Source organism: Petrotoga sp. 8T1HF07.NaAc.6.1 (genome assembly GCF_016772115.1).
Taxonomy (GTDB): Bacteria; Thermotogota; Thermotogae; order Petrotogales; family Petrotogaceae; genus Petrotoga; species Petrotoga mobilis.
This window is the reverse complement of the sequence record NZ_AUPG01000001.1, coordinates 155,872-177,432: the sequence shown is the minus strand read 5'-3', so window position 1 is coordinate 177,432 and position 21,561 is coordinate 155,872. Positions and strand designations below refer to the sequence as shown.

The following is a 21,561-nucleotide window of genomic DNA, read 5'->3' as shown; positions in this document are numbered from 1 at the left end:
TGTATAGAAGACAAAAAAGGAGAGTGAATCTAATAAATATTTTAAACATCAATGGTTTAGTTCCAAAGTTGCCAATAATCCAAGGGGGCATGTCCGTTGGTATTTCCCTTGATAATTTAGCATCTGCGGTAGCAAACGCCGGAGGGATTGGAGTAATAGGTACTGCAGGAATCGGCTTAATAGAAAATCCTGAAACGAGAAAAGTGAAAGAAGCTAATATAGAAGGCCTCAAAAAGGTTATTAGAAAGGCAAGAGAAAAGACAAAGGGAATAATTGGCGTTAATATAATGACCGTTTTGACTGATTATAAAGAGCTTGTGAAAACAGCGATAAAAGAAGAAATAGATTTAATAATATCTGGAGCAGGATTGCCGTTAAATCTGCCTGAATTTCTAAGTAAAGACTCTAAAACAAAGTTAGTTCCTATAGTGTCTTCTTTAAAAGCTGCCCAAATAATATTCAAAAAATGGTGGATGAAATATAAGTACATTCCTGATGCATTTATAGTGGAAGGCCCAAAAGCTGGAGGACATTTGGGATTTAAAAAAGGGGATCTAGAGAATCCCGATTTTCAACTCGAAGTTACCGTTCCTCAGATAGTAGGTTTCTGTGAGGAAATTAAAAAAGAATACAATAAAGAAGTACCCGTAATTGCCGCAGGTGGTATAGACACACCCGAAAAAGTAAAAGGGATTTTTTCGTTGGGGGCGAAGGGGATACAAGTAGGAACTCCTTTTATAGCCACCAAAGAGTGTGATGCCGATATAAAATTTAAAGAGGCTTTGATAAAAGCCAAAGAAGAAGATATAGTAATAATTGAAAGTCCCGTAGGTCTTCCGGGAAGAGCTATCAAAAACAAGTTTATAGAAGATGTTTCAAAGGGGATTAAAAAGCCTTTCAAATGCCCTTATCACTGTATCAAAACGTGTAATTTTGTTGATGCTCCTTATTGTATAGCCCAAGCTCTGCTTAACGCAGCAAAGGGGAATTTAGATGATGGATTTGTTTTTAGTGGTAAATACGGTTACAAAATCGATAAAATTACAACTGTACAAGAGGTAATAAACTATCTTTTTGAACTCAATCTAGATAAAGCGAAAGAACCGTCTCCTCAACGCTCATAGATACAGAAATTTGTAATTAATTAGGTCGCAAACAAAAGTTGAGAAGATTCATTCCATGCGAAGAGGTTCTAAGGATAAATTTAAAAAATTAAAGACAAAAAATAAAAAAGAGGAGGTCGCGTTATGTTAAATTTTGACTTTGTAAGTCCTACACGAATAATCTTCGGGAAAAATACCGAGGAAAAGGTGGGAGAAGAGGTAAAAAAGTACTCCGGTAAAATTTTATTACACTATGGGCAAGGAAGTATTAAAAAAACTGGCCTGTATGATAAAGTGGCAAAATCTTTGAAAAATGCGGGCGTTGAATTTGTTGAATTGGGTGGTGTTCAACCCAATCCAAGATTAAGTTTGGTGAGAAAGGGTATTGAAATATGTAAAAAAGAAAATATTAATTTTGTACTTGCTGTGGGTGGAGGAAGTGTAATAGATTCTGCAAAGGCCATAGCAGCTGGAATGAAGTATGAAGGAGACGTTTGGGAATTGTACGAAGGGAAAGGAACTTTGAAAGAAGCGCTTCCAGTTGGTGTTATTTTAACCATACCTGCTGCAGGTAGTGAAGCTAGTATGGGATCGGTTATTACAAATGAAGATGGATGGTACAAAAGAGCAATAAATTACGATGTTTTAAGACCGGTTTTTGCAATAATGAATCCTGAACTGACTTATACACTTCCACCTTTTCAAACAGCCGTTGGAGCGGTGGATATGTTAACCCACGTTATGGAAAGGTACTTCACCAACACGAGGCATGTGGAATTAACGGATAGATTGAGTGAAGCTACAATGAGAACTATAATTCACAATGCACCTTTAGCCCTCAAAGATCCCTACAATTACGACGTCAGAGCTGAAATTATGTGGGCTGGTACCGTTGCTCATAACGGTTTATTAGGAACCGGAAGGGAAGAAGACTGGGCAACTCATGATATAGAACATGAGGTGAGTGGCATTTACGACGTCGCCCACGGAGCAGGTTTGGCTGTCTTATTTCCTGCTTGGATGAAATATGTTTATAGGCACGATTTAAACAGATTTGCTAGGTATGCTGTAAATGTTTGGAACGTTGAAGCTGATTTCTTCAACTTAGAAAAAACAGCTTTAGAGGGTATCAATAGACTTGAAAAATATTACAAAGAAGATTTAAAATTACCAATAACTTTGAAGGAATTGAAAGTCCCCGATGACAGATTCGAGGAAATGGCACAAAAGGCAACGGAAAGAGGACCTGTCGGTAACTTTGTAAAACTTTACAAGGAAGATGTTCTAAATATCTTAAAATTGGCAAGGTAAAAAAGGGCTTTAAGCCCTTTTTCCATTTTTAAGGATATGCTTTTTGTTATTATTGCTTTTTAACGTTCATAAGACTTAATCTGTTTATCAAAATTGTTGACTAATTCTTTAAAAAGCGATAGAAACTTTTGATTTTCTTCTTTGGTTCCAACGGTTACTCGAATTTTATTTTCTAAAGTCCCAGAGTATTTTCTCAAAAGAATTTTATTTTCTAAAAAGTAGTTGTAAACATCTTTAGCTGTTAAGCCTTCTATTTTATCAAAATCCAGAAGTACAAAATTAGCATCACTTTTTAAGGCGACTCGTCCAAACTCTTTTGAAAGTTTATTTCTTTCTTCGATAATGTAATCAATTTTTTCTAAAACAGGATCGTAATTTTCTATTATGGTTTCCACCATCTTTTCAGTTAATACGTTGAAACTGTAGGGGGATTTTATTTTCATTATTTGTTTAACTATTTCTTCATTGGCTATTAAGATACCTGCTCTGATACCTGCCAATCCAAACGCTTTGGAAAATGTTTTTAATATTATAAGATTTGGGTAGTCTTTTAAATGTTGTATCATGCTTATTTTTGAGAAATCTGCATATGCTTCGTCAACAATTACAGGGACCCCTGTTTTTAAAGCTTTTAAGATCTCTTTTTGGGGTTGTAAATTTCCAGTAGGGTTATTTGGCGAACAGATGAATATCATACCCGTTTGATCATTTACGGATTTATCTATGTCTTTTATTTCGTAATTGGTGTTCAAAGGGATTTTTTTACTGAAAAGCCGTTGAGTAGAGAATAAAATTCGTACATTTCAAATGTAGGTGGACAAACTATTACCTCGGTTCCAGAAAAGATTTTAACCAAGTAAGAAATCATCTCATCGCTGCCATTTCCTACCACTATGTTGTTTATGTCAAGATCTATATTATATTTTGAAAAATATGAGTTTAAGAAAGTCGCTATTTTTTGTCTGATGTTGTCAGCGGTTAATTCGGGATACCGATTTATGTTTGTTTCTGTTATCTTTTGGAAAAAGATCTTTTTAAGATCTAAAGAAAGATCGAATGGATTTTCATTTTTGCTGAGATCTATGAATCCTTCATTGATATTAATATTAGAAGGTTTATATTCCTCAAAACTTTCTAAAATTGGGTTGAATTTCAACTTTGCTTACCCCCCTCTGGTGAGTGCCTCTTTTTTAATTCTTGAACAACTTCTCCTATATCTATTCCTTCGTAGGTTAATAACACCAACAAGTGATAAATCATATCGGCGGTTTCATATATGGTTCTTTCTCTATTTGGAGCAACCAAAACTTCGACCGCTTCTTCTCCAAACTTTTTATAGATTTTTTCCTTTCCTTCATTAAACAGATAAGTTGTGTAAGATCCTTCTTTTGGGTTCTTTTTTCTCTCTTTTATAATTTCCTTTAATTGGTTCAGAAAATCTAGTGAGTAATCTATATTAGATTCAGGTAGTTTGTCAATTTGTTCGATTTTTCTAAAACAACTTTTCGTTCCTAAGTGGCAAGCTGGTCCTGTTTGATCAACTTTTAAGAGCAATGTGTCGTTATCACAATCTACAAACGCTTCTTTCAATTTTTGATAGTTCCCGCTTGTTTCTCCTTTCATTCTGATTCTTTCTTTGCTTCTTGAGTAATAATGAACATATCCTGTTTGTAGAGTTTTACTAAGAGCCTCTTTGTCTGTATAACCTAAAGTTAATACGTCACCATCGAGACCTTGAACTATTACAGGTATGAGGCCATTGTTTTTTTCCCAATCTAATTTGTCTATTATTTGTTTATAATCTAACATTTATTCCCACCTTCTTCAATTGGATTTTGAGGTCTTTTGCAGTGTAGATACCATAATGGAATATGGATGCAGCAAGAGCGGCATCTGCACCTATTTGAAAAACATCGATGAAATCTTTAACTTCTCCCGCTCCACCTGAGGCGATAACTGGGATTTCTACAGCGTCAACTATTTGTTTGGTTAAATTCAAGTCATACCCTTTTTTTACTCCATCGGTGTTCATAGAAGTAACCAGTAGTTCCCCTGCTCCCAACTCTTGACACTTTCTAGCCCACTCAACAGCGTCTAAATCCGTTTTTTTACTTCCTCCGTGTGTGTATACATAGTACTTTTCACTTTCGACGTCTTTTTTTGCATCTATTGCAACTACTACGTTGGAGCTCCCTATTATTTTTGAACTTTCTTTAATTAAATTTGGATTTTCAACGGCAGCTGAATTTATGAACACTTTATCTGCTCCACATTTTATTATTTCTACCATTTGTTCGACTGTTTTTAATCCACCACCCACGGTGAAAGGTATGAAAAGTTCTTTGGCAATTTCCTCAACAAGGTTTTTGAGTATATTACGTTTTTCTTTAGATGCCGTTATATCTAAGAATACGATCTCATCAACCCCATCTTTTTCATATTTTTTGGCAAGTTCCACAGGATCTCCCGCGTCCCGTATGTTCTCAAATTGTACTCCCTTTACGACTCTTCCTTCTTTTATATCCAAGGCTGCTACGATTCTTTTTGTCAACATTATCGTTCACCTCTTAACTCCTGCAGATTGATTTTACCTTCGTAAAGAGCTTTTCCTATTATAGCCCCATCGAAACCTATATTTTCCAATTTTTTTAAATCTTCTTTTTTACTTACACCCCCGGCGTATATTATTTCTTCATCTTGCCAGAATCTTTTTATGTTTAAAGAAACACCTTCTAAAGTTCCGTCTTTGCTTGTGTCTGTATATATGAATCTGTTGGTGTATTTTTTAAAAATAGAAAAAGCATCTTCTAAGGTAATTAGTGAGTTTTCTAACCAACCTTTTGTTTTTAAAGTTCCGCTCTCAACATCCAAACTAATGGTTATATTGTTAAAAGCACTGGTGACTTTTTCTAAGAATTCTAAGTTAAAGGCTGCCGTACCTATGATCACATAAGTAACACCTATTTCGTAGGCATTTTTTATGTTCTCAAAAGTTCTTAATCCTCCACCCAGTTCAACTTTCAACCCGGTTTTTTTGATTATTTGTTTTACAACATCTAAGTTTTTTACAGAGCCTTCAAAGGCACCATCTAAGTCAACAATATGAATCAGATCGACATATTTTGAAAATTCTCTGGCTATTTCTATGGGATCTCCATATTCTTTTATTTCATTTTTGCTACCTTTAAAGAGTCTTACCGCTTTTTTGTTCATAAGGTCTATTGCCGGTATTATTTTTATGTTGTTGATAGACTTCACCTCGTTATAGATTTTTAAAGTTTTCTAATAATTTAATACCTTTTTCGCCTGATTTTTCAGGATGGAACTGTACTCCGAATACATTTTCCTTTTGAACACTTGATGCAAATCTACAAATTTTTCCTTTGCTTTCGTATTCTGTGTATGAAATTGTGTATTGATCTTCAGTTGTTATGTAATAAGAGTGTACAAAATAGAAGAAACTCCCATTCTCTATTCTTCGAAAAATCAGAGAATCTTTTGAAAATTCCACACTGTTCCAACCTATGTGGGGTACTTTCATGTTTTTAAACTTAACCACTTTTCCAGGTAAATAAGAAAGTCCTGTGCCTTCACCTTCTTCGCTACTTTCAAATAACAGTTGCATTCCTAAACATATACCTAAGAAAGGCTTGTTTTTGTCGATATGTTCCAATATATAATCTTTTAGAGGAATTATGTTATTTGAAACTATTCCAAAAGAACCTACCCCGGGTAGTATGATTTTATCTCCTTTTTTTATGTCATTTATTTCATTGCTAATAATGCCTCCGACAGCTTTTTGGACATTTGAAAAGTTACCAACTCCACCATTTAATATGACTATTTTCTGCATATCTACCACCTCTATACTTCGTAAACTCTATTTGTACTTTCGAGTTTGTCACTTGGTTCAAGGGCCGTTTTTAAAGCGCTACCCAATGCCTTGAAAGAAGCTTCAATTATATGATGAGCGTTTTCACCATTTATTTGCTTAATATGGATAGTTGATTGTAAATACCTTGATAACCCCAGAATTAATTCTTTGAAGTTACCTAATTCAAACCCTTTTTCAGCATCTTTTATGTCGATATCTATGTTTGTATAGGATCTTGAAATATCAATCGAAACGAGAATAAGGGCGTCGTCCATTGGTAGGATGGAGGTTCCAAACCTTTTTATCTTCTTGCCTTCCACTTCATTCTTTAAAAATTGGCCGATTGTTATACCCATATCTTCCCATAAATGGTGGTTAAGATCGAACTTTGCCTTGATAATTACATTCTTTCCCATGTAGTAGAATAGGGTTTTCAATAAATGGTTTAACACAGGATCCCCGGTATCAACAAATAATTCCTTAGAATAATTTATTTCTATGTCCGTTTCGTCAGTTTTTCTTCTCATTTCCTCACCTCCATAGACTTTTTGTGTTGGTACATACCCTCGATTTCCGCCATTCTTATACCTAAGTATCTCTCTTTTAACAACTCGTCTTTACTCACTTTTGCAACGGATATTTTTTTTGTAAAATCTGATAAGTTCAAAACGGAGGAGAAACGTGCCGCACCACCCGTTGGCAGTACGTGGTTAACTCCCAAGAAATAATCCGCTGCCGGTACAGGTGTGTAATCTCCCAAATAAATAGCCCCAGCATTTTGTATGAGTGGTAGTACAGATTCAGGATCTTTTGTCATTATCTCTAAGTGTTCAGGTGCTATTTCATTAGTTTTAGCAGCACAATCTTCTATACTTTTGAAAAGGTATCTATCTATCCCTTCTCTTTCGCAATATTCGTATAATTCTTTTGAAGTAGTGACCAAGAAAGCTCTAGATTCATAACCATGTTCAAGTTGGGAAAGTAAGTCGTTTAGAATGTATTCTGGTTTTGCTGTCTCATCGGCTATCACACAGATTTCTGATGGTCCTGCCAAACTGTCTATCCCAACTTCCCCAAACACCTGTCGTTTTGCTTCATTCACATATTGATTTCCGGGACCAAATATTTTATCTACCTTCTTCATGCCTATGCCGTATGTCATAGCGGCTATTGCTTGAATTCCACCAATTTTGTAAATTTCTTTTATTCCTAACTTTTTTGCTATATAAATTATGTAAGGGTTTATTACCCCATCTTTTGGAGAGGAAGTGATCAACATTTCTTTTACACCTGCAATTTTTGCTGGAATGGCGACCATCAACAAACTTGAAGGTAGAGGTTTACCTCCAGGAACATAAATACCTATCCTGTTTATGGGTCTATTAATCAGTCCGTAGGTTGAGTTATATTCATTGGAATACAAGATATCTTCTGTTTTTTGTTTTAGATGGTAATCCTCTAACCTTTGAATCGTTCTTTCTATAATTTCTTTATCTTGCATTGGGATTACTTCGTCGATATCCCATTCTTCAACTTTTAATTCTAAATCACCATCATAATTATCGAATTGTTTTGAATACTTTTTTACTGCAAGCATTCCGTTGTTTTTTATGTCGTTTAATATCTGTGAAACATAGCTCTGCAATTCCATTGATTTTCCCTCCTTCGATTTTTTGCACCGTCTTTATAGACTCTAGAATTTGCTCAGAGTTCTTTTGTTCCGTTTTTATAATTCTTTGCCTTATTTATTAGATCGTTTATAAAATCGAACTTTGTTTTTTGGGTTATCCTGTTTACCAAGAGTACTGCGGAGATATCCATTATCTTGTATGACTCTTTTAAATTGTTTGCTTTTATCGTGTTTCCCGTATCAACAATATCTACTATGGCATCCGCTATACCGGTTTTTGCTGCCAATTCTACCGCTCCATTTAACTTGAGTATCTTCACCTTTAAACCCTTTTCAGAAAAGAAATTTTTTGTAATTTCAGGGTATTTGGTCGCTATTTTGTATCCTTCCATATTTTGAAAAGATATTTCTCTGTTTTCTGGTAAGATGATACTCATTCTACATTTACCAAAAGGTAGTTCTAATGGAATATACACTTCATTGTTTCTTTCAAGGACAACATCACTTCCGCATATCCCAATGTCTACTCCATTTTCTACGTATACAGGGACATCAAAAGCTCTTGGAAAATAAAAGGCATAACCATTTTCATATGATATAAGTTCTCTCTTCGCAGGTTCTTTAACATTTATACCTATCTTTTTTAGAAAAGCCTTACTGTCTTCCAGCAATCTTCCTGATGGCAATGCGGCTGATATTGTTGTCATCTCATCATCTCCCCTATAATATCCAAATTTAAAGCCATTCCACACGAATATTTGCCGTTTATCTTGTATTGACCACCGTTGCCTAAAAGGTAACCATTATCCGGTGAATAAATTTCAAATACAACATCTTCATAGTAATTCATGTATTTCATTGTTCCAAGATCGATATATATTCTTGGGTCGTTAATGTTTTTAATTATTGTGTTTAATTTTGGAATGTTTGTTTCTTTTCCTCTGTAATTGAAAAGAGTAGCTATAGATGCTTTTACCCCCTCATCCAGCGGAAGGTTTTCAATGATCTCAAAATTTCTCAACTCAACAGCCCTTAAAATTTTGTCTCTGTATTGTGGGACTGTTTTTAAAATTCTCTCCCAACTCCTTATTGAACTTACGTCTATAAAGAAATTTTTTATATCCAACAGTGATAGAATTTCGATGGTTAAACGCAGAATTTCTTCTTCGATTTTGACTTCTTCTCCATTTAGTATTTCAAATCCAAACTGCCAAACACCGGATAAATTTTCATCTAAAATTTCCGAAATGTAAAATACTTTTTCTTTTTCTTCTACTTTATCCATGTCGATCAACCAAGAAGTCACATCGGGTTTTAAAAGGTAAAAATTTCTTCCATCAGCAAATTTCAGCCCCTTTATTAAATTTTCAGAATACTTTGTTATAGAAGGGGGAAACAGTTCATAAAAATCGTGTTTAAATAGGACACTCCTAATTTTGCTAACGATATTTGATAATTTTTGAGATTCAGTAAAGATGTCTTTTTTCATTTTAAACCCCTTTCTTTTGTATTTTAAAAATAAAAAACCGGTCACAATTATTCGTGACCGGTTATTACGTTTAGCCTTGTATGCGGTGATTTATAAATAACAACATACATGGCATGTGTTAACTCGGCCACGCCATGTATGATGATGAGTATTTAAATTAAACAATGTTTTTGAATTGATGCTCGTTTTAAAATTAGACATTATATTTACCCCGTTTATAACAAATAATCAAACCAACTAACAAAATTTTATCATATTTTTGCAACAATGTCAATCAAATAAATTGTTTGAACAAAAGTCAGATAGCTTTTTTAAATAATGGGATATTTAATGGCAATCTTATTTATGTTATAAACTACTTTATTTGCGTAATAATCATTTCCGCCGCCATTGTACCACCCTAGGCTTTGTAAGGATCGCCGTGAGTTTCCATCAAATACTTCAAATAAGCTGTCCCGACAAGTATGTTGTACCTAGGATCTAATAAAAGTCTTTCTTCAATCCAATCCAAACTCGTTTCAGTATAATTCAAGCTTGCAAAAAGGTCATAATATTTGTTTACAACAAACTGCGCGGTTGATGGTCTAAGCTGCATGTAACCTACTTCTCCGTAACTGCCAATAATATTTTTGAAATTTGTTTCAGTGTCTATTATTGCCGCTATCATCAAAGGGGATATTTCAAAGATTTTTGAAGCTTCCATAATGGAGGAAACAAGTAATTGCAACCTATCTTGTGGCATATCTTTCCCGACTGCTAGTTTGTATTGTGATGAAATAAAATCGAATAAAACGGTTTTAATAGTTATATCTTCTTTGACATCCTCTTGATTGTTAACATTTACATAGGGGGATAAAGAGAACGCTGCCAACGAAAGCGTTAAGAGCATTATAATAGTAGTGTATCGTTTTTTGTGCATTTTTGTATCACCTCTCTAATGGACCCCCACAATCCCTTCAACTTTTTTTGATTAAATAAACACCGTAAGGTGAAAGTTCAACATAACCTTGTGCTGCTTTATTGTTTCCAATAGACAATAATTCTTCTCCATTTTCAAGCAAAACGGAGCATTTGGAAGATTTTAGGTTATAATAAGCTATAAATTCATTTAATTGACTATAACACCTTAATTTTACCATATTTTGGTCAAAATTCAAAATCTCGATCCGTGCATCGTCAATCCATGGGTTAGACTTTCTAAATCTAATCAAATTTTTTATGATATTTAAAATCGAATTTTTCTTGTTTATCTGCTCTTCAAAAGATTCCCCCGAATATGGAGGGTTGAATTTATACCCTTTCCATTCCGTTTGACCAGGTCCAAAACCATTTTCGTACCAATGAAATGGTTCTTGACTGTCTTCGGTAAAATTAACGTCAAGGGGTATGCCTTTCATTCCTGTTTCCTCGCCATAGTAGATAAAAGGAATCCCTGGAAGGGTATAAAGAATTGAAAAACCTAACTTTACTTTCTCCTCGTCTTTTAAGTCAGACAGAATCCTTGTCATATCGTGATTAGTTAAAAAATTACCTGACATAGATAGAACCTTACCATTTGGTAGATACTCTGTCATACATTTTTTCAATGTTTCTACTAGTTCCTGAGGTGATTCGTTCTTTAGCGTCATCTTTAAATCCTCTGCAAGAGGAAAATTAAAACTTATATCGAATATTCCTTCGTACTTTCTTACTATTTCCGGTGCATCCCAGACCTCACTTATAACTAAAGCATCGTTTTTTATGGATTTTATATAGCTAACCATCTCTTTCCAGAATTCGATATTTTTTTCATGTTGGTAATGGAATCTCATCTTTTCAATGTCAAAATCAAAAATGTGTTTTGCAGCGTCCAATCTAAAACCATCAAAACCATTGTCTAACCAGAATTTAAAGATCCTTTTTATCTCTTCCCACAATTCTTTGCTTTCAAAATTAAGGTCAGGAGAGGCAGGACCGAAGATGCCGTAAAAATATCTGTCACCTATCTTTTGCCAGATTTTACTTTCATCCCAATGCCTTTTTTCTTCTAAATCAGCTTTCTCGTTAGCCCAAATGAACCAATTTTTGTAGGGCTCTTCTCCCCTAAGTGCGCGTTGAAACCATTCTGATGTAACTGCAACGTGATTAATGGGAAGATCAAGGATAAATTTAATACCTTTCTTGTGGCCCTCGTTTAATGTCTCTCTTAAATCTTTTAAATCCCCATAAACAGGGTTAACCTCAAAAAAATTGGAGACTGTATAACCATGAAAGGCTGGAGATTTCATAATTGGTAAGAACCAGACATGATCAACTCCCAAATCACAAAGGTAATCCAGTTTTTGTTTTAATCCCTGTAAATCTCCCAGGCCGTCACCATTTGAATCATAAAAAGAACGTAAATATAATTCATAAAAAGTCATTTATTTTCCCCCTTTTCACTTATTTTGTTCTATTGCTTCAATAAATGCTTTGAAGATAGGATGCGGATCTCCAACTTTTGTTTTAAATTCTGGATGGTATTGAATGCCAATATAAAAAGGATGAGAATTCAATTCAATGGCTTCAACGAAATCTGTCATAGCTGAAATAGAAAGTTTATTAGGAACATTTTTTCCTTTTTCAAACATATTCTCGAACTCTTTGTAATTGACTTCATAACGGTGTCTGTGCCTTTCAAGGACAGAATTTTTTTCTCCATAAATCTTGTGAAGTTTCGTATTTGGAAATATTTCAATTTTTTGAGCGCCTAGTCTCATAGTACCACCCAAATTCAACATCTTTTTTTGTTCTTCCATCAAATCTATAACAGGATAAGGAGTATTTTCATCGAATTCTGTAGAATTAGCTTCTTTGTAGTCGAAAACATTTCTGGCATACTCAATGACCATTAGTTGCATACCCAGACAAATCCCTAAAAGAGGAACATTATTTTCACGAGCATATTTTATAGCCTTTATTTTTCCTTCTATTCCTCTTGATCCAAATCCACCTGGGATAATTATACCTTCGTATTTACTTAAAAGTATTCTAATTTCCTCTTCATTCATTTCTTCCAGTTCTTCGGAGTTGATTAGATCGGGCCTTTTAGTGCCACTTAAAAAAACACTTTCCATTATGCTCTTGTAGGCATCATCGGTACCTAAATACTTGCAAATCATAGCAATTTTTAGGTTTTTAAATGTTTTGGGACATTTCCAACTTAATTCTCCTACTTCTTTTGATATTTCCAGATTCAATTTACTTGAGATAAGCGCATGAATATTCTTTTCATATAGCATTTGAGGAACTTCATAAACATTGGCTAAATCAGGAAGGTTGACAACGTACTCTAAAGGGACGCCGCCAAACAGAGCTACTTTTTCAAGACTGGAAAGATCTATCTCTTTTTCCGTTCTTACCAAAAGCATATCTGGTTGGATTCCTATTCTTCTTAAAAGTTGAATAGATTGTTGGGTTGGCTTGGTTTTAAACTCGTTGGTTACATGTAAATAGGGAACAAAGGTTACATGTATAAACATAAAATTTTCTCGGCCTTTCTCAAAGGATAGCTCTCTTACTGCCTCTAAAAATATTTCACCTTCAATATCGCCAACGGTACCCCCTATTTCAATGAGCAAGACTTCTGTGTCTATCTCTTCGATTCTTTCTTTTATTCTTTCGGTGACGTGAGGCACCATCTGAACGGTGGCTCCTAAATACTTTCCTTCCCTTTCTTTTTCGATAACGTATTTATACACTTGGCCAGCTGTCATATTGTTAAAACTTTTCATCTCTATCCCTAAAAATCTTTCGTAATGGCCCAAATCAAGGTCTGCTTCGTAACCATCTTCTGTCACAAAAACTTCTCCATGTTGATTTGGGTTCATAGTTCCTGCATCTACGTTTAGATAGGGATCTATTTTCAAAGAATTGACTTTTAATCCCAGTTCTTTTAAAAGCCTTCCTATTGAAGCAGAAACGACTCCTTTTCCTATACCGCTGAGTACGCCGCCGGTTACTATAATATATTTTTCAGCCATTATTTTTCACCTCTTTTTTAAGAAAAAATTACCATATTTTAAAAAACAAGGGGGAGCGAAAGCTCCCCTCTTTTTGTGATTAATTCAATCCTCATCGTCGATGTTCAATTTTTCAGATAATAAATTAACCGCATTTTCAACGGTTTTGATTTTTTCTAACTCTTCATCTTCTATCGTTACTCCGAATTCAGACTCAAAAGCCATGGTCAAATCCACTAGCTCTAAAGAATCCGCGTCTAAATCATCGGTAAATGAGGCATCCAACGTAACTTCATCCTCGTCGACACTCAATGTATCTACGATTATTTCTTTTACTTTTTCGAACAACTCATCCTTTGTCATATTCGTTTACCTCCTTAGCCATAATTTATCATCTTCCGAACGTTGGTCATTGATAAAATTCGTGTCAATTATAATGAGTTATTTTGGTTTTGTCAAGTTTCTTATTTTCATAAAAGTAAAATATTTATGAAATTTCTCTTTTTTATAACCTAAAAATTCTTTTTCAAGGATATTTAACAAGATTTTGAGCGTTGTTCAAAGAAAATGGCGTTGATATGGTATAATTATATATATACAAGTTAAGTAAAGAGGAGATTGCATTGAAATATGAGAATGAGAGAAAGTATAGAATACCCGATAAATATACATTTAAAAAGTTAGTCACAAAGGCCTTTGATGAATGGCTTATACTTCAATGGTACGATAAAAATGGTTTGAGAACGCGGTTAGAGATAAAAAAGGGCGAAAAAGTGTGGACTACAAATCTTAAAAAAGAAATAAAAAAAGGACTTAGAGAAGAGGAAGAAGGGTTTATAAAAGAAGAAGATATTGATTTTGACAATTTAAAAAGTCAAAGGATGGTAATGAAAAAAAGATATCTTTTAAATAAAGACCCGGAAATAGTAGTAGATGAGTTGTTAAACCCTGATAATTGTATAAGGTATAAAAAAGAATTTTCGGAGATAATGTATCTTCTAGAAATAGAAGAAAAGGGAAAAAAGGTTGATTTAACTAGGTTCTTGATGGATTTTTTAGGCGACATTTTCTGGAAATTGGAAGACTTAACTTATTTAGATGGATACAACAATTCCGACTTTGCAGGAGAACATCAATGCGATTTAAACAAAATTATTGGATGTGAAAAATCAAAATGGGAAAATTAATTCTAGTTGGCACACCCATAGGTAATTTAGAAGATATTTCTTTAAGAGCCTTAAAAACCTTGAAAGAAGCTGACTTGATACTCACGGAGGATAAAAGGGTTACCTTGAAATTGATAAATCATTTTGAACTGGGCAAAAAGGAGTTATTCACTTTCAACGAGGCAAACTCAGAAAAGATTATGGACACAGTTCTATCTTTGATTGAAAGTCATAATATAACAGCCTTAGTATCAGATGCGGGTATGCCTGTTTTAGCAGATCCTGGCTTTAACTTAGTACAAAGATGTTGGGAAAAAGGTATTCCAATAGATGTGGTGCCAGGCCCTTCAGCCTTAACTTCTGCTTTAGCTGTGAGTGGATTCCCTGCTTCGAAGTTTTTGTTCTTAGGTTTTTTACCTCGGGATAAAAAATTGAGAAGACTTTTGAGAGAGATAAAAGAGTTCGAATATCCAATAGTTTTTTTTGAATCTCCAAATAGAATAAAAAAAAACCTTGCAAGAGATTTTGGAAATTTTTGGAGAGATAGATGTACTCGTTGCTCGAGAAATGACGAAACTGTATCAAGAATTTTTTAAAGGGAAGATTTCTGAAGGGATAAAATTTTTTGAATCAAAAGATCAAGTGAAAGGAGAGCTTACCGTTGTTATTTTCCCAACAAGAAGAATTTAAATTTGAAAGTATACAAGAGTTGATAGAATATTTGAACAGTATATTCAGCAGTTCTCCTCTTTACAGACAAGAGATCGAGGTTATAGGTGATGTAACTCATGCAAAGTATAGCAAAAGAGGGGATCTCTACGTCGAACTTTCTCAAAGGGTGGGAAGTTCCAATTATTCAATAACAGTTGTTTTCAGCCAAACTGTTGTTCCATATGTTTTTGAACATTGCAGTATTGACAACGAAAGGGAACTCTTCAACAAAAGATGGAAGTTTCAAGGGGTTGTTAATTTTTGGAAAAGAGAAGCTAAGTATGTAGTATCAGGCTCATCAATAATACCTTTAGGTGCTTCTGAAATAGAAAAGAAGAAAAAAGAAATATTGGAAAAGCTGGAAAAGAGCAACCTTTTGAGGAAAGTGAAACATGAACTAATAGAACTTGATCCAATAAAAAAGATAGCCGTTATTACTTCACCAACCGCCGCAGGTTTTGGAGATTTTCAAAAAAACATTAATCATTCTAGGTTTATTCCTATTGTACACCTATACCCTGCCCCCATGCAGGGAGCAGAAACAGTGCCTGGAATCAAAAAAGCCTTGTTTGCCATTTTAAAGTCAAGCATCGATTACGATGTAGTTGTTATAATTAGAGGAGGCGGTTCAAAAAGCGATCTGATGTATTTTGATGATTTTGAACTTGGTTCTCTTATAGCAAAGTTTAATAGAAAGATCCCTGTTCTTACAGGAATAGGTCACGAGCAAGATTCTACAATCCCTGATTATGTTAGTTGGAAAAACTATTCAACACCTACAGAGGTATCAAGAGACATAGTCAACCAAATTAACTATTTCGCAGATACTCTAGAAACTTTAGAAAAAAATATAACCTATTCTTTTACCAATGTTTATTCCCAAATGGAGAACTTACTTTCTTTCAATACAATTAACAACATTAAATACTACCTCGGTAGAGAATTGATAAATATGTTCAGAGTTTTGGACGAAGATCAACTTAGCATTAATAGAAAAATTAATCAAATGATTGAAAGTAGTGAAAAATCAATCTCTTTAAACAAATTACTATATATTCAAAGATTCATAGAATATAGCATCAAAACTTACAATCAAAATATAATAAGTACAACGAATGAAATTATTTCTGAGTTGAAAAGTAAGTTCGAAGTATCAGAAAGGCTTTTATTTAGTACTTTTCAAGAGCTCACTAAGTCGAGTCCTTTTGGTGCTTTTTTAAATAACGGAGTTTTGGTAAAAAAAGGCGAAGATATCATTGATAGTGTTGAAAAATTACAAACAAAAGACGAGGTTAAATTAATATTTAAAGATGGAGAAGCTGAATCTAGCATCGAAAAGATTCAAAAATGGGGATAACTTTAGATGGGCGGGCTGCGGGGCGAAGGGGCGCTAAACATGGTTAAAGTTTCTAAAAGCAAGAAGAAATTCAATGAAAGAGGTGAATAAGAAGGATGGAAGAAATAATTAAACTCAGTGAGGAAGAAATTAAAAACTTGAGCTTCAAAGAACAATTAGAACTCTTAGAACGTATCAACGATTACTTTCAAAATGAAAAGCAAGACGAATTGGACATTGAAAATGCCCTTGAAATTTACAAAAAAGCGTTGGATATACTCACCTACGCAAGAGAAAAATTAGTCGGCTTAAAGGAAGAAAAAGCACAAATTGATGAAAAATACGAAAAGATAAAAAATCAATTGAGCGAGTCGGCTGATATCGATTAAGGATAATTTAATCAAAAAATAATATTTGTTGTGTATAATTAATTTAGCAAAAAGCATATGGAAGAGGAAGATTGATAGGAATGTTTATATCGGTTGGAAAAGGTGTTTTTGTGCCTACAGAGAGGATTCATTCTATAGTCCCAGATTCCTTTGTTCAGTTTAGTAAAATAAAAAAGATTTATCATGGAATAGATGTAGTTACTCAGTTTGGAGATGCAAACGAGTTAGAAAATTTGCCTCCACCTTTAACTGCTTCTGTCAGTTTAATTGATGCTTCATATGGCAAAGCAGTCAAATCGATTATTTACATGGATAGCGGTCAAATAGTGTTATCTACACTTGAAGCCAAAAAAATTATAGAAAAGATCAAGAAAGGAAGGCGATAAATTATGTCAATACCTATGCCGGTAGTTATAGAAACTGAAGGAAGATACGAAAGGGCTTATGATATCTATTCTAGATTGTTGAAAGATAGAATAGTTTTTTTAGGGACACCCATAAACGATGATGTGGCTAATGTAATAATTGCCCAATTACTCTTCCTAGAATCTCAGGATCCAGACAAAGATATATTTTTATACATAAACTCTCCAGGAGGTTCTGTAACCTCAGGATTAGGAATATACGATACGATGCAGTACGTAAAGCCAGATATTTCAACTATATGTATAGGTCAGGCTGCCTCTATGGGAGCGGTATTATTGGCTGCTGGTGCAAAAGGTAAAAGGTATTCTTTACCTTATTCAAGAATAATGATACATCAACCTTGGGGTGGCGCCGAAGGAACAGCGATCGATATACAAATACACGCTAGAGAAATTTTAAGATTAAAAGATGATCTAAACAACATACTTAGTAAACATACTGGACAATCTTTAGAAAAAATAGAAAAAGATACTGAGAGAGACTTTTTTATGAATGCACAAGAAGCTCTAAACTATGGTCTCATAGATAAAGTTATAACAACCAAGAGTGAAGCCACCACTAAAGAAAACAACGAAAAATAATGGAACACCGTTTTATTTATCACCAACCAAATTTTATTAACTTTTCAAATCAAAAGAGGGCGCCTGAAATAATGCGTCCTTCTTTTGATTAAAGAGATGATATATTAGTAATAAACCAATTGTTAAAAGGTAACATGGCGTCAAAGAATGTGAGGAGGATCAATTATGAGTGACTTAACTCCGATGATAAAGCAATATCTAAAGATAAAGGAAGAATATAAAGACTCTATTTTACTTTTTAGACTCGGAGATTTTTATGAAACTTTTTTTGAAGATGCCAAAAAAGTCAGTGAAATATTGCAAATTGTCTTAACGAAAAGAAATGGTAATCCTATGGCAGGGATTCCATACCATGCCTTAAACAACTATTTAAAAAGCTTTTAGATGCCGGGTATAAAGTAGCTATATGTGAACAGATGGAGGATCCTCAAAGTTCAAAAGGTATAGTCGATAGAAAAGTAACTAGAATACTGACGCCTGGTACCATCATAGACGAAGGAATGTTGGAAGAAAGTAACAGATTTGCCGCCTTAATTACCAAAAATGGGAATTTGTACAAAATAGCTATTTTTGATTTTTCAACCGGTGACTTCTATTTAGATTCATTTGACTTCAAAGAGGATGAACTATTGGACTTTATTTCCTCTTTTGGTTTGGTACAGATTTTGTTATCTAAAGAACTTGAACAACTATCAAAAAAGATAAAAAATTTAACCAACGAGATTTATGTAGAAATATTGGACGAATGGTACTTTTCAAACAATTTCAAAGACCATTTGAAAGAAACCTACGAAGTTTTAAGTCTTGATCATTTGGATTACGACGATGATGAATTAAAAGTAGCCGACGCCGTTTTAAAGTATTTAGAAGTCACACAATTTTCAAAAATCAAACACATGAAACTTCCAAAAAGATTTAAGACAAAAAAATACATGTTTTTAGATTCCAACACTATAGAAAATCTTGGTATTCTTCCCACCAATTCAAACAAGGGGAAAACTCTTTACGACATTCTAAAATTAACAAAAACCAGTATGGGGAATAGGAAATTGAGAGAATTCATCCTTACTCCTTTGACCGATAAAGAAAATATAGAAGAAAGGTTAAACAAAGTCGAACATTTAGTTGAAGATCCTCTTTTATTAGAAGAACTAAAAGAATATTTGTCATCTATAAAAGACCTTGAAAGGATCTCTTCCAGGATTTCCTTGATGAAGGCAACCCCAAAAGACCTTGTTGCGTTAAAGGATTCTTTGGAAGTGGTTCCCTATATAATCGAATCTTTAACTTCAAATCCAGGATTGTCTGATTTTTTTGATGGTATAGATGTCCTTAAAGAAGTTAAAAATTTTATCGAAAATACCATTATCGAAGAACCATCTCTTGTTCCTGGTAGCGGGAAAGTAATTAAAGAAGGTGTTTCAGAAGAGTTAGATGAATACAGAAACATATTTAATAACCTAGATAGTGTTTTAAAAGGTATTGAAAAGAGGGAGAAAGAAAAAACTAAGATTAGCAGTTTGAAAGTAGGAAGGAATAAGATCTATGGTTTCTATATAGAAGTTTCGAAAGCGCAATCCTCTAAAGTTCCCGATAATTACGTAAGGAAACAAACGTTAGTTAATACGGAAAGGTATACAATAAAAGAATTGGAGGAAGTTGAACAGCGCTTAGCATTATCAGAAGAAAAAATAAAGGTTATTGAAAAAGATATTTACGATAAGGCATTAACACATCTAAGTCAATATGTAGATAAAATAGAAGAACTTTCCAATAAGATCGCTGAACTTGACGTTTTCAGATCTTTCGCAGAGGTTAGTAGAGTTTACAATTACAAAAGACCAACTTTTGTGCAAAACTCCAAAGAAATAAAGATAATCAACGCAAGACATCCGGTGGTGGAAAGATATGTAGATGAGTTTACTCCTAACGACTTATATTTAAGTGAAGATAAGTTTTATATAATCTTGACAGGTCCTAATATGAGTGGAAAATCAACTTTTATAAGGCAAATAGGGCTCATAAGTGTGATGGCACAAATTGGTTGCTTTGTTCCCGCCCAAAAGGCTGAAATCCCTATTTATGATGGTATATTTACAAGAATCGGAGCAAGGGACGATATAGTTAGCGGAAAATCAACCTTTTTAGTCGAGATGCTAGAGGTTTCAACTATATTGAATAAAGCAACGGATAACAGTCTTGTCCTCCTTGATGAAGTGGGAAGAGGTACGAGTACGTTAGATGGTATTTCTGTCGCATGGGCAATTTCAGAATATTTATTTCAAGTTAAAAGATGCAATACAATCTTCGCTACCCATTATACTGAGTTAACTTATATGTCACATATATACGAAGAAGTTGCTGCAAAAAGGATAAAAGTTTTAGAAACTATGGATGGGGTTATATTTTTACACAAAATTGAAGATGGCACCAGTGACAACAGTTACGGTATAGAAATAGCAAGATTGGCAGGATTTCCCATAGAAATAATTGAAAGATCAAAAGAAATATTGTCTCAACTGTCAAATAGAGTTGACTTGGAAAGTAGGTTGAAGAGAATTAAAAATATTAACAAGAAAAAATATGAATCACAGGAAAATCAGTTAAAAATGTTTTAATTTATGATATAATTACAAAATAGGTAAAATATTAATCTTAAGGAGGGAAAAACAATGCCTTTGAACGAGGAAAATGATTTTGGAGAAATAAGCATTTCAGAAAATGTGTTAAAAGATTTAGTTTTCAAAAGTGTAGAAGGTTATCTGAAAGAACAAAAGGTGTATAACGAGAAAATTCAAAAAGAATTGCAAAAAAGTATAAAGATTACAATTAATGACGATGCCAGTGTCAGCATTTCGTTAAAGGTACCTGCTAAATACGGTCAAAACATTGTTGAATTTTCTAAAAATATTCAAAAAGCTATTAAAGACGATCTCGAAAGAATTGCAGAGGTCTATGTATCGAATATTGACGTATCCATCGAAAATCTTGTAAAACCAGAAGAGTTGGAAGAGGAATACGAAGAAATGGAAGAAACGGAAGAAGAACCCTTGGAAAATGAAGAATCCCCTGAAACTGAAAAGGAGGATGAAGAGCAAAAGGGCAAGAATGAGTGAAAACATACCAAAAAAAAGAATGATGAGAAAGCTAATTTTTGAAAGTCTTTTCCAACTATCAATAAAGGATGTTAAATTAGACAACATATTATTCACTTTCGAAAAATTAAACGAAAAGGTACATTTAGAAGAAAGTTATTATTTGGAAGCTAAACAATATATTGAAGATATTTATAAAAATAAAAATGAGTATGATGCGTTGATCAACAAATACTCAGAAGGTTGGCGCGTAGAAAGAATAGGAAACATTGAAAAAACAGTAATGAGAATCTTTATCTACGAGCTAATAAACAAAAAAGATATACCCGTCAAAGTAATATTAAATGAATCAACGGAGTTAACCAAAACTTATGCGACTCAAAAAGCCGCAGCTTTTGTTAATGGAATTATGGATAAGATCGCACGTTCACAAGCATCGATTATGTAGAGCCATAAAATTGAAAGGGGGG

General features: G+C 33.8%; 22 protein-coding genes and 3 pseudogenes. 11 read left to right on the top strand and 14 right to left on the bottom strand.

The features are described 5' to 3' along the window. Positions 1–23 precede the first annotated feature (23 nt). Positions 24–1,124: an NAD(P)H-dependent flavin oxidoreductase gene (locus tag NAAC61_RS00860; RefSeq protein ID WP_121567545.1), complete on the top strand. Its 1,101-nt coding sequence runs from the start codon at positions 24–26 to the stop codon at positions 1,122–1,124. A 123-nt stretch (positions 1,125–1,247) separates the two neighbouring features. Then, positions 1,248–2,414: an iron-containing alcohol dehydrogenase gene (locus NAAC61_RS00855; RefSeq protein WP_202694949.1), complete on the top strand. Its 1,167-nt coding sequence runs from the start codon at positions 1,248–1,250 to the stop codon at positions 2,412–2,414. 59 nt (positions 2,415–2,473) lie between these two features. On the opposite strand, the gene NAAC61_RS10945 is transcribed toward NAAC61_RS00855, so the two are convergent. The 14 genes and pseudogenes from NAAC61_RS10945 to acpP all read right to left on the bottom strand — a co-directional run bounded on the left by NAAC61_RS10945 (position 2,474) and on the right by acpP (position 13,750). After that, on the bottom strand, positions 2,474–3,166 hold the full coding sequence (locus NAAC61_RS10945) for a pyridoxal phosphate-dependent aminotransferase (RefSeq protein WP_202694948.1): 693 nt from the start codon (positions 3,164–3,166) through the stop codon (positions 2,474–2,476). Then, complete coding sequence (locus NAAC61_RS10940; RefSeq protein WP_202694947.1) at positions 3,163–3,570, bottom strand: aminotransferase class I/II-fold pyridoxal phosphate-dependent enzyme; 408 nt, start codon at positions 3,568–3,570, stop codon at positions 3,163–3,165. Before NAAC61_RS10940 ends, NAAC61_RS10945 begins: the two co-directional genes overlap by 4 nt. Further along, positions 3,567–4,223 carry a bifunctional phosphoribosyl-AMP cyclohydrolase/phosphoribosyl-ATP diphosphatase HisIE gene (gene hisIE / locus NAAC61_RS00840; protein ID WP_012208846.1) on the bottom strand — a complete coding sequence of 219 codons (657 nt, stop codon included), beginning with the start codon at positions 4,221–4,223 and terminating at the stop codon, positions 3,567–3,569. Before hisIE ends, NAAC61_RS10940 begins: the two co-directional genes overlap by 4 nt. Next, the gene (gene hisF, locus NAAC61_RS00835; protein WP_012208845.1) at positions 4,210–4,968 is read right to left on the bottom strand and encodes an imidazole glycerol phosphate synthase subunit HisF; all 759 of its coding nucleotides are present in this window, start codon (positions 4,966–4,968) and stop codon (positions 4,210–4,212) included. The genes hisIE and hisF overlap by 14 nt, the downstream gene beginning before the upstream one ends. Next, positions 4,968–5,627 (bottom strand): 1-(5-phosphoribosyl)-5-((5-phosphoribosylamino)methylideneamino)imidazole-4-carboxamide isomerase, encoded by a 660-nt coding sequence (hisA, locus tag NAAC61_RS00830; protein ID WP_237729684.1) that lies wholly within the window; start codon positions 5,625–5,627, stop codon positions 4,968–4,970. The genes hisF and hisA overlap by 1 nt, the downstream gene beginning before the upstream one ends. Before the next feature lie 49 nt (positions 5,628–5,676). After that, on the bottom strand, positions 5,677–6,267 hold the full coding sequence (hisH, locus tag NAAC61_RS00825; protein WP_103065517.1) for an imidazole glycerol phosphate synthase subunit HisH: 591 nt from the start codon (positions 6,265–6,267) through the stop codon (positions 5,677–5,679). Between the two features lie 11 nt (positions 6,268–6,278). After that, a complete protein-coding gene (gene hisB, locus NAAC61_RS00820; protein WP_103065516.1) occupies positions 6,279–6,815 on the bottom strand; it encodes an imidazoleglycerol-phosphate dehydratase HisB in 537 nt (178 codons plus the stop codon). Continuing rightward, positions 6,812–7,942: pseudogene (hisD, locus tag NAAC61_RS00815) on the bottom strand (histidinol dehydrogenase); the annotation flags it as partial. The gene hisB and the pseudogene hisD, both read right to left, overlap by 4 nt. Positions 7,943–7,992: 50 nt before the next feature. Further along, complete coding sequence (gene hisG / locus NAAC61_RS00810) at positions 7,993–8,625, bottom strand: ATP phosphoribosyltransferase (RefSeq protein ID WP_103065514.1); 633 nt, start codon at positions 8,623–8,625, stop codon at positions 7,993–7,995. Next, positions 8,622–9,407, bottom strand: a complete 786-nt coding sequence (locus NAAC61_RS00805) for an ATP phosphoribosyltransferase regulatory subunit (protein WP_103065513.1) — start codon at positions 9,405–9,407, stop codon at positions 8,622–8,624. Before NAAC61_RS00805 ends, hisG begins: the two co-directional genes overlap by 4 nt. A 400-nt stretch (positions 9,408–9,807) precedes the next feature. Beyond that, entirely contained in the window at positions 9,808–10,326 is a 519-nt protein-coding gene (locus NAAC61_RS00800; protein ID WP_237729683.1) for a transglycosylase SLT domain-containing protein, read from the bottom strand. Between the two features lie 37 nt (positions 10,327–10,363). Continuing rightward, complete coding sequence (locus NAAC61_RS00795) at positions 10,364–11,809, bottom strand: alpha-amylase family glycosyl hydrolase (protein ID WP_103065512.1); 1,446 nt, start codon at positions 11,807–11,809, stop codon at positions 10,364–10,366. Between the two features lie 15 nt (positions 11,810–11,824). After that, a complete protein-coding gene (locus NAAC61_RS00790; RefSeq protein WP_103065511.1) occupies positions 11,825–13,408 on the bottom strand; it encodes a CTP synthase in 1,584 nt (527 codons plus the stop codon). 84 nt (positions 13,409–13,492) lie between these two features. After that, entirely contained in the window at positions 13,493–13,750 is a 258-nt protein-coding gene (gene acpP / locus NAAC61_RS00785; RefSeq protein WP_012208836.1) for an acyl carrier protein, read from the bottom strand. A gap of 260 nt (positions 13,751–14,010) precedes the next feature. On the opposite strand from acpP, the gene NAAC61_RS00780 reads away from it, so the two are divergent. The 9 genes and pseudogenes from NAAC61_RS00780 to nusB all read left to right on the top strand — a co-directional run bounded on the left by NAAC61_RS00780 (position 14,011) and on the right by nusB (position 21,539). Continuing rightward, positions 14,011–14,574: a hypothetical protein gene (locus NAAC61_RS00780; RefSeq protein WP_103065510.1), complete on the top strand. Its 564-nt coding sequence runs from the start codon at positions 14,011–14,013 to the stop codon at positions 14,572–14,574. Continuing rightward, positions 14,562–15,243 (top strand): annotated as a pseudogene (gene rsmI / locus NAAC61_RS00775) (16S rRNA (cytidine(1402)-2'-O)-methyltransferase). The gene NAAC61_RS00780 and the pseudogene rsmI overlap by 13 nt, the downstream one beginning before the upstream one ends. Continuing rightward, positions 15,215–16,621 (top strand): exodeoxyribonuclease VII large subunit, encoded by a 1,407-nt coding sequence (gene xseA, locus NAAC61_RS00770; protein WP_103065508.1) that lies wholly within the window; start codon positions 15,215–15,217, stop codon positions 16,619–16,621. Before rsmI ends, xseA begins: the two are co-directional and overlap by 29 nt. 95 nt (positions 16,622–16,716) lie before the next feature. Next, positions 16,717–16,989 (top strand): hypothetical protein, encoded by a 273-nt coding sequence (locus tag NAAC61_RS00765; protein ID WP_103065507.1) that lies wholly within the window; start codon positions 16,717–16,719, stop codon positions 16,987–16,989. Between the two features lie 80 nt (positions 16,990–17,069). After that, positions 17,070–17,375: an extracellular matrix/biofilm biosynthesis regulator RemA family protein gene (locus NAAC61_RS00760; protein ID WP_233186707.1), complete on the top strand. Its 306-nt coding sequence runs from the start codon at positions 17,070–17,072 to the stop codon at positions 17,373–17,375. 3 nt (positions 17,376–17,378) lie between these two features. Continuing rightward, positions 17,379–17,996 (top strand): ATP-dependent Clp endopeptidase proteolytic subunit ClpP, encoded by a 618-nt coding sequence (gene clpP, locus NAAC61_RS00755; protein ID WP_103065505.1) that lies wholly within the window; start codon positions 17,379–17,381, stop codon positions 17,994–17,996. 165 nt (positions 17,997–18,161) lie between these two features. Further along, positions 18,162–20,614 (top strand): annotated as a pseudogene (mutS, locus tag NAAC61_RS00750) (DNA mismatch repair protein MutS). A gap of 54 nt (positions 20,615–20,668) precedes the next feature. After that, positions 20,669–21,112, top strand: coding sequence for an Asp23/Gls24 family envelope stress response protein (locus tag NAAC61_RS00745; RefSeq protein ID WP_202694946.1), 444 nt, complete (start codon positions 20,669–20,671; stop codon positions 21,110–21,112). Beyond that, on the top strand, positions 21,105–21,539 hold the full coding sequence (nusB, locus tag NAAC61_RS00740; protein ID WP_202694945.1) for a transcription antitermination factor NusB: 435 nt from the start codon (positions 21,105–21,107) through the stop codon (positions 21,537–21,539). Before NAAC61_RS00745 ends, nusB begins: the two co-directional genes overlap by 8 nt. Positions 21,540–21,561 lie beyond the last annotated feature (22 nt).

Coding starts and splice junctions, on each gene's coding strand:
- NAAC61_RS00800 (WP_237729683.1), bottom strand. CDS start 10,326: ATGCACAAAAAACGATACACTACTATTATAATGCTCTTAACGCTTTCG.
- hisIE (WP_012208846.1), bottom strand. CDS start 4,223: ATGTTAGATTATAAACAAATAATAGACAAATTAGATTGGGAAAAAAAC.
- NAAC61_RS00790 (WP_103065511.1), bottom strand. CDS start 13,408: ATGGCTGAAAAATATATTATAGTAACCGGCGGCGTACTCAGCGGTATA.
- NAAC61_RS00795 (WP_103065512.1), bottom strand. CDS start 11,809: ATGACTTTTTATGAATTATATTTACGTTCTTTTTATGATTCAAATGGT.
- hisA (WP_237729684.1), bottom strand. CDS start 5,627: ATGAACAAAAAAGCGGTAAGACTCTTTAAAGGTAGCAAAAATGAAATA.
- hisF (WP_012208845.1), bottom strand. CDS start 4,968: ATGTTGACAAAAAGAATCGTAGCAGCCTTGGATATAAAAGAAGGAAGA.
- NAAC61_RS00745 (WP_202694946.1), top strand. CDS start 20,669: ATGCCTTTGAACGAGGAAAATGATTTTGGAGAAATAAGCATTTCAGAA.
- hisG (WP_103065514.1), bottom strand. CDS start 8,625: ATGACAACAATATCAGCCGCATTGCCATCAGGAAGATTGCTGGAAGAC.
- NAAC61_RS00855 (WP_202694949.1), top strand. CDS start 1,248: ATGTTAAATTTTGACTTTGTAAGTCCTACACGAATAATCTTCGGGAAA.
- hisB (WP_103065516.1), bottom strand. CDS start 6,815: ATGAGAAGAAAAACTGACGAAACGGACATAGAAATAAATTATTCTAAG.
- acpP (WP_012208836.1), bottom strand. CDS start 13,750: ATGACAAAGGATGAGTTGTTCGAAAAAGTAAAAGAAATAATCGTAGAT.
- NAAC61_RS00805 (WP_103065513.1), bottom strand. CDS start 9,407: ATGAAAAAAGACATCTTTACTGAATCTCAAAAATTATCAAATATCGTT.
- hisH (WP_103065517.1), bottom strand. CDS start 6,267: ATGCAGAAAATAGTCATATTAAATGGTGGAGTTGGTAACTTTTCAAAT.
- clpP (WP_103065505.1), top strand. CDS start 17,379: ATGTCAATACCTATGCCGGTAGTTATAGAAACTGAAGGAAGATACGAA.
- NAAC61_RS00760 (WP_233186707.1), top strand. CDS start 17,070: ATGTTTATATCGGTTGGAAAAGGTGTTTTTGTGCCTACAGAGAGGATT.
- NAAC61_RS00765 (WP_103065507.1), top strand. CDS start 16,717: ATGGAAGAAATAATTAAACTCAGTGAGGAAGAAATTAAAAACTTGAGC.
- nusB (WP_202694945.1), top strand. CDS start 21,105: ATGAGTGAAAACATACCAAAAAAAAGAATGATGAGAAAGCTAATTTTT.